We start from the raw sequence: 5617 nt of genomic DNA, 5'->3' as shown, positions 1-5617 counted from the left end.
TCATCCCCCTCCCGCCCATCCGCCAACATGGACGGGCAGTGTCCGCGCCACCGCGGGCGAAGGGGGGTCAATTTTGGACGCCGATCCTCCCGCTCAGGGGGTCAACATTCCATGCCGATCCACAGTCATCACCGCGCTGAAGGCGATGAAGGCCCGCGCCGCCTGACCGAGGCGGGCCGGCGAGCGGGAGGGGCGGCGCAGCGATGCGCCGCCCCTCGCCATTTTTCGGCCCCGTCGCCAGACTCGCGGAGCGGGCCGCTGAGGGGCCTTCCGTTCGGGGGGCCGTCTCCCTACCCGCCGGCGCCAGACTCCCTTTAAAAACGCCGGAAACCCCTTTAATTTTCGAAGTCTGCCCGGGGGCCTCCCGGCGACGGCCCGCCGGCGGGCCCTCCGGGTTGATTTTTGGACCGATCGGGGGCATTTTCAGAGGGCGACGCCCGAGTCATTCGGGGAGCCGGTCATGTGCCGCGATGGGGTTACGGCCATCCGGGCGTCGCGTTCCCGCCCCTGATTTCGTTCAAAGGTGAAACGGTCGTCAGGGTTGACATAGCCTCCGGGCATGTCTCGCGACCCGACCCCCGACCTGCTCTTCCCCACCTGCGCCGAGTGCCAGAGCATGGGCGTCGTCGTGCCCGGCTGGCTTCCCGCGATGGAGGCCGAGCTGGGCTCCGAGGCGGTCAAGGCCTTCCTCCTGCGCCACGCCGGCCGGCAAGTCATCGTTCCCGTCCGCGCCACGCCGCATGATCCGGCGAAGGACTGGCTTCGGCGCGAGATAGGCTATGGGCGACTGACCGTTCCGATGGGGCCGGCCGCCCGCAAGCACCGCCAGCGCTGGACCGCGCTCGCCCTCCTGCGTGGCGGAAGCTCGCTCGCGCAGGTCGCCGCCGCCCTCAACGTCCACAGCCGCACCGCCTCGCACTGGCGGGCGGACTTCCTTCAGCGCGGACACCTCCGCCAACCCCACCTCGCAGGAATCCCACGATGATCCTCAATCCCGAGGCGCTCGACCTCGCCTTCAAGGGCTTCAAGTCCGTCTACACCGACGCCTACACCAAGGCCCCCGTCGCCTGGAACAAGATCGCCATGACCGTCCCCAGCTCGGCGCGGGACGAGACCTATGGCTGGCTCGGCCAGTTCCCGCAGCTCCGGGAATGGGTCTCGGGCGAGCGCGAGCTGAAGGCGCTGGAAGCCTTCGGCTTCACCATCGTCAACCGCCGCTTCGAGGCCACCGTCTCGATCACCCGCTCGGATTTCGCGGACGACCGGCTCGGCGTCTTCAAGCCGATGTTCGCCGAGATGGGCCACAACGCCCGCCAGCACCCGGACGAGCTGATCTTCGGCTTGCTCAACGCCGGCTTCTCGTCGCCCTGCTACGACGGCCAGAACTTCTTCGACGCCGAGCACCCGGTGCCCGACCCGGCCGGCCCGGTGACGATCGACGGGCGCACCTTCCGCCTGGTCAGCAACATGCAGGCGGGGACCGGCCCGGCCTGGTTCCTCTTCGACACCTCGCGCGCCGTCCGGTCGATCATCTGGCAGGAGCGGGAGGAGTACGAGTTCCAGACGGTCAACCGGCACGACGAAACCCGCGTCTTCATGACCGACGAGTATCTCTACGGCATCCGGGCGCGGGCCAACGCCGGCTTCGGCCTCTGGCAGCTCGCCTTCGGGTCGAAGGCGGCGCTGACCGCGGCGAGCTACGCCGCCGCGCGCGCCGCCATGTCCGGTCTCAAGGGCGACAAGGGGCGCATCCTCGGCATCCGCCCCACCGTCCTCGTCGTGCCGCCGACGCTGGAAGAGGCGGCGCTGAAGCTCCTCAACGCCGAGACCAACGACGGCGGCGGCTCCAACCCGTGGAAGGGCACCGCCGAGATCATCGTCTCGCCCTGGCTCTCCGGCGAAGGCGATCCGGCGCCCGAGACGCCCGAAGAGGAGGAGTGATCCCTTGGCCGATCTGAACGTCGCCCTGATCCTCAAGTTCGTCGACCGCGCCACCGCTCCGGCACGGGCGGCGATGGCGAAGGTCGAGAGCATGGCCGGCGGCGCCATGCGGATGGCCGACGGTCAAATGAAGCGCCAGCGTGAGAACATGGCGGCAGAGACCGCCGCCATCGCGGGCGTCGGCTGGGCGATGCACCGCGCCCTGCAACCGGCCATCGCCTTCGAGGCGAAGATGGCCGAGGTCGGCAAGGTGGTCGACTTCGAGGCCTTGGACGGGCTGGAGGTGCTCGGCCGCGACATCCAGAAGCTGGCGACGTCGGGCGGCCTGCCCATGTTGGCCGACGGCATCGCAGAGATCGTCGCGGCCGCCGGCTCCGGCGGCTTCATCGACGAGGCGCTGCCCGACGCCGAGAAGCGCGCCGAGCTGATCGCCTTCGCCGAGGCGGCCGGAAAGATGGGGATCGCCTTCGACATCTCGGCCAGCGCGGCCGGAAGCGCGATGGCGGTTTGGCGGCGGACGCTCGGCCTCTCCCAGGACGACGCCCTGAACCTCGGCGATGCGGTCAATCACCTCTCGAACAAGATGGGCGTGCAGGCCGGCGAGCTGACGAACCTGATCCAGCGTCAGGGCGGCTTCGCGATGTCCGTGGGCCTGGCGGCCGAGGAGGTCGCGGCCCTCGGCACGGCTTTCCTGTCCTCCGACCTCGGGCCGGAGATCGCCGCCACGGCGCTGAGGAACTTCACCGGCGCGCTGGCCAATGGCGAGGCTGCGACCAAACGCCAGTCCGAGACGCTGGGGCGGCTCGGCTTCGATACCGTCGACCTCGCCAGGCGCATGCAGGTCGACGCGAAGGGCGCGATCCTCGACGTCGTCGGCGCGCTCGGTCGGCTTGAGGCGCATGAACGCGCGGGCGCGATCAGCATGCTGTTCGGCGAGGAGGCGATCGGCAGCGTCACGCCCCTCATCGAGAACATCGGCCTGCTTGAGGGCGCTTTCGGGCTGGTCGGGAACAGGGCCGAGTATGCCGGGTCGATGACGCGCGAGTACGAGGGCGTCGCCGAGACCACCCGATCCCGCCTGACCATACTGTCCAACAGCATGACCGCGCTGTCCGTCGTCGCCGGCGCCGCGCTTCTGCCGGCGTTCGTCGAGCTGCTCGAGGCGATCACGCCGATGATCCAGTCCTTCGGCGACTTCGCGGCGGCCAACCCCGTGCTGATCCAGTCGGTCGCAGGCCTTGGCGCCGGCTTCTGGGCGCTCCGCGCCGCGATGCTCGCCGTCAACTTCGTCTCGATGCTCAATCCGATCGCCGCCCTTGGCGCGGCGATCGCGGGCCTCGCCTACGTGATCTACAGCAATTGGGGCGGCGTCGTCGCCTTCTTCCAGGACAAGGTCGACCGGGTGCGGGCGGCCCTCGGGGATGGGCTGCTCAGCGGCGTTCTGACCGCGCTCGCCGAGTTCAATCCGTTCCGGCTGATGCTCGAAGGCGCGGTCAACCTGGCTGAGTACCTGACCGGCTGGGATCTCTCCTTCGTCCAGGAGAAGATCGCCGCCGTCTTCGACTTCAGCCTCTATGACGCCGGCGTGCGGCTCCTGCGCACCGCCTGGGACGGCATGCTGTCGATCGTCGGCCCGATGGTCGACGCGATCCAGGCCAAGCTCGCGGCGATCGTGCCCGACTGGCTGCGGCGCAGCTGGGACTGGGTCTCCGGCGGCGGCGAGGCCGGCGGCGGCGAGATCGGCGCGGCCGAGGCGACGCCGCCGGGCCGGGCGCTTGGCGGCGCGGTGCGCGCCGGGCAGGTCTATCGCTGGATGGAGGAAGGGCAGGAGCTCTTCGTCCCGCGCATCGACGGCAACGTCGTCTCGAGCCGGGAGCTGAAGGCGCTGCGCGCCGGCGGCAGCCGAAGCAGCACTACGGTCAGCGTCGGCGAAATCGTGATCCACGCCGCGCCCAGCCAGTCGCCGCAGGAGATCGCGCGCGAGGTCCTGCGCGAGATCGAACGGCGCGCCGCGCGCGCCGGGCGCGGGGGCGAGCTGCACGACGGAGGGGCTTATGCCGTCTAACCTTACCGCCGCCTGCGCCGCCCTTGACCTCACGCCTGGCGAGGGTGTGGGCGATGCGCCGGATTGGGTCCATCTTCTGCCCATCGGCGACTTCCGTGGGCAGGATGGCCGCGCCTTCAAGCTCTCCGATCCCGACGCCGTCATCGCGGCCTCAATGCGCGGCCTCGACCTGGTCATTGACTACGAGCACCAGACCGAGGCGCAGGCCGAGCTGAAGAGCGGCCCGATCCCGGCCGCCGGCTGGATCAAGGCGCTGCAAGCCCGCGCTGACGGCCTCTGGGGCAAGGTCGAATGGACGGCGCTCGCCCGCTCGCTGATCGGCGCGAAGGCCTATCGCTACCTCAGCCCTGTGATCCGCTACTCCCCGCAAGACCGGCAGGTGCGGCGGCTCACCGGCGCGGGCCTCGTCCACAACCCCAATCTCGAACTGACCGCGCTGTCGCGCGAGGAGCCCACCGTGCCCGACGCCCCCGAGAAGACACCCACCGCCGATGCCACCGACCAGCGCCTTCTCGCCCTCATGGAGCGCATGGAAACCTTCCTCGCCAAGTCCGAGGTCGCGGAGCCAGACCCCGCCGACTATGCGCCGGTCGCGGTGATGCGCGATCTGCTGGCTGAGCGGAACACCGCGCTCGCCAGCATGAGCGAGCGCGCGGCCGAGAAGCGCGTCGGGGAGGCGCTGGCGGCGGGCTTCATCACGCCGGCCATGCGGCCTTGGGCGACGGCGCTCTGTCGCGAGAAGCCGCAGAGCTTCGAAGACTTCATCGCAGCGGGCGCGCCGGCCTACGCCCACATCCTGCGGCCGGTCGCCGCGCGGCTGAGCCCTCATGCGGCGGCCGCCCCTCAACCTTCGCCCGAGGCGCGCGCGATCTGCCGCATGCTCGACCTCGACCCGAAGGCGCTCCTCGACCCTTCCGAGGTCATCCGGTAAAGCCCGGTCACTTCCGTCATTGCGGCGGAATTAAGATCACTGCGGGAGAATTGTGTGCACTACACATGCACCTCACTCTCAAGCAGGAGACCACCCGGCCCGCGGCCGCCAACAGCCTCGCCCAACAGGCCCGCTTCGACGCCTTCGTCGCGACGTTCAACGCCGAGCGCCCGCACGAGGCGCTCGCCATGAGGATGCCGGCCGAGGTCTACACCGCCTCGCCGCGTCCCTTCCCGGGCCTGCCCGAGCTCGCCTATCCCTTCCACGACCGCGACCTCGTCGTCGCCCGCAACGGCACCATCTCCCTGCACGGACGCCCGGTCATCATCTCCACCGTCTTCGAGGGCCAGCGCCTCGGCCTGCGCGAGGTCGACACCGACCTTTGGCTCGTCAGCTTCATGCACTACGATCTCGGATACATCGATCTGGAGGCACGAACCCTGCAAACCATCGACACCCCGTTCGGCTCGAGGGTGTCACCCATGTGATCGGTACAATCTGTAACCTATGTGCCCGGGCCGGGCACTCCACTGTCGTGTAGTGTGACCAGCGTCACACTACACGACTCCCTTAAATTGTGCTGGCTTTCCAAGCCTGCGCCATGCGTGGAGGGCGTGGCTGTGATCGGAGCTGAGAAGGTTTCGGATGCGGTCGAAGCCGATACGGAACCAGGATTGGGC

Annotated in this window: 5 protein-coding genes; all 5 read left to right on the top strand. The window is 69.4% G+C overall.

Features of this window, described 5'->3' with window-relative positions; genetic code table 11:
* Positions 1–559 precede the first annotated feature (559 nt).
* Positions 560–985, top strand: coding sequence for a helix-turn-helix domain-containing protein (locus KBB57_RS19815; RefSeq protein WP_290754068.1), 426 nt, complete (start codon positions 560–562; stop codon positions 983–985).
* Positions 982–1941, top strand: a complete 960-nt coding sequence (locus KBB57_RS19810; RefSeq protein ID WP_290754066.1) for a Mu-like prophage major head subunit gpT family protein — start codon at positions 982–984, stop codon at positions 1939–1941. The genes KBB57_RS19815 and KBB57_RS19810 overlap by 4 nt, the downstream gene beginning before the upstream one ends.
* 4 nt (positions 1942–1945) lie before the next feature.
* Positions 1946–4006, top strand: a complete 2061-nt coding sequence (locus tag KBB57_RS19805) for a phage tail tape measure protein (RefSeq protein WP_290754064.1) — start codon at positions 1946–1948, stop codon at positions 4004–4006.
* Complete coding sequence (locus tag KBB57_RS19800) at positions 3996–4937, top strand: phage protease (RefSeq protein ID WP_290754062.1); 942 nt, start codon at positions 3996–3998, stop codon at positions 4935–4937. Before KBB57_RS19805 ends, KBB57_RS19800 begins: the two co-directional genes overlap by 11 nt.
* A gap of 65 nt (positions 4938–5002) precedes the next feature.
* On the top strand, positions 5003–5425 hold the full coding sequence (locus KBB57_RS19795) for a hypothetical protein (protein WP_290754060.1): 423 nt from the start codon (positions 5003–5005) through the stop codon (positions 5423–5425).
* Positions 5426–5617 lie beyond the last annotated feature (192 nt).

Source organism: Amaricoccus sp. (assembly GCF_017993425.1).
In the GTDB taxonomy this organism is placed as follows: domain Bacteria; phylum Pseudomonadota; class Alphaproteobacteria; order Rhodobacterales; family Rhodobacteraceae; genus Amaricoccus.
Note: the sequence above shows the minus strand (reverse complement) of the source record. Positions and strands in the feature narration are given on the sequence as shown.